The following is a 1,561-nucleotide window of genomic DNA, read 5'->3' on the forward strand; positions in this document are numbered from 1 at the left end:
CAGCGGCCATTGGGGACGGTTGGTTGTTTCCGCGGCCGGGTTGGTCTTTTTGCAACGGTCGATCAAAATGTTTGGCGGCCGCACTTTTTTCATGGATGTTCATGACAATTCCTTAGTAACTTAAAGCAAATTAACTTGGTAAAACAACAAGATAATTTGCTTTATAAGTTACTTAACCTGCGCAGCAGGGTTGGTTTAATTTTGGGCCCGCCTTTTCGCGAATTATGAAGGAATGTCATCCAAATCGAGTTTTCGACTCGCTGGCGGGATGCTGCCCGGGGGCTTTTACATCATTTCACTTCTTCCCTGTAGAATCCCCATTTGGGGACCACGGGCTCAATTGCCTGCATTATATCCTGAAATACTCTTTCTGTCAATGCCGGACTGTTCTTTTAAATAAACAGCTGCAGCAGCGCCGGGGTGACGTCGCTGAGGCTTTTGATTCTGGCGCGCAGGAATTCGCCATGCTTGCCCCAGGCCAGGAAGGGCACGGGGTTGCGGCTGTGGCCGCGCACATGGAATTCCTCCAGGTTGCCGTGGTCGCTGGTCAAGATCAGGGTGTCCCGCCTTTTGTCCAAACGGGACAGCAGGTTTTCGAGCAGGTCATTCAGGTCCCTGATCAAGGCTACGCAATCGGCAAAAGAGCGGCGGTGGGCGTAGATGTCGGTTTGAAAGTATTCGTAAAGGATGAAGTCGCACTTTTTCGCGGCGTTGGCGACGATCGTTGCGGCTTGAAGCGGGGAATACTCGGGAAGTTCTAGCCCGCGGGCGATCAATTGGCGGTTGGAGAAGTCCTGGTACAGCGACCGCCGGGTCCGGATGTCGGTTTCGCCGAAGGGCTGTTGGCCGCTGGCCAGCAGCATGCAGGAGGTGACCGAAATCATCCGCTTGAAACGCTCCGGGAACTCCGCCGAGAACCAGAGGCGGCCGTCGGGCTCGATGCGGACATGCTTGGCGCTGAACAGTTCGTCATGTGCCGGGTAGGCGTTCAGGTAGCGAGCCTTGACCCCCATTCCCGCCAGTCGGGACAGCAGGTTCTTCTCCCTGATAATGGCGCGCAGCTGGCGGTCAGGGTAGCCGTGGACGTGGCGGTTGCCGATCTCGCCGGCCGCGACCCCGCAAAACATCGCCGTTTGGCTGCTGGCGCTCTGCGGTGCCCCGGGGATGCCGAGGGTGGCGTCTATCGCGGCCAGCAATGTGCCGTCGGGCAGGGACATGCCCCCCTGCCAGCAAGGCAGGTACAGGCTGCCGGCTTGATAGAACGGGTTGTCGGCATCGCCCCGGCCGACGCCAATGCCGTCGATAAAAATGAAGATAACCCGTTGCATCGGGTTATTATAGTCCATGCCCGGCGAAAATAAAAAAAATTTGGCAAACAACTTGCTTTCGGAAGCGAAAAGAGATATAATCCCAATCCCTGGGACGGACATCGGTTTTTTCGCGATTGACAGAACAGGTAAGGTTGTGCTATACTCTTTTTTTTCACGCTGGCGTAGCTCAGCTGGTAGAGCAGCTGATTTGTAATCAGCCGGTCGGGGGTTCAAATCCCTTCGCCAGCTTG

General features: G+C 55.7%; 1 protein-coding gene and 1 tRNA gene. One reads left to right on the forward strand and one right to left on the reverse strand.

The window, feature by feature from the left end:
* Positions 1-392: 392 nt before the first annotated feature.
* A complete protein-coding gene (locus NTW95_12970) occupies positions 393-1,328 on the reverse strand; it encodes a hypothetical protein (protein ID MCX6558322.1) in 936 nt (311 codons plus the stop codon).
* A gap of 158 nt (positions 1,329-1,486) precedes the next feature.
* On the opposite strand from NTW95_12970, the gene NTW95_12975 reads away from it, so the two are divergent.
* Positions 1,487-1,559 (forward strand) — tRNA-Thr (locus NTW95_12975).
* Positions 1,560-1,561: the final 2 nt, after the last annotated feature.

This window comes from Candidatus Aminicenantes bacterium, from assembly GCA_026393795.1.
Taxonomy (GTDB): Bacteria; Acidobacteriota; Aminicenantia; order UBA2199; family UBA2199; genus UBA2199.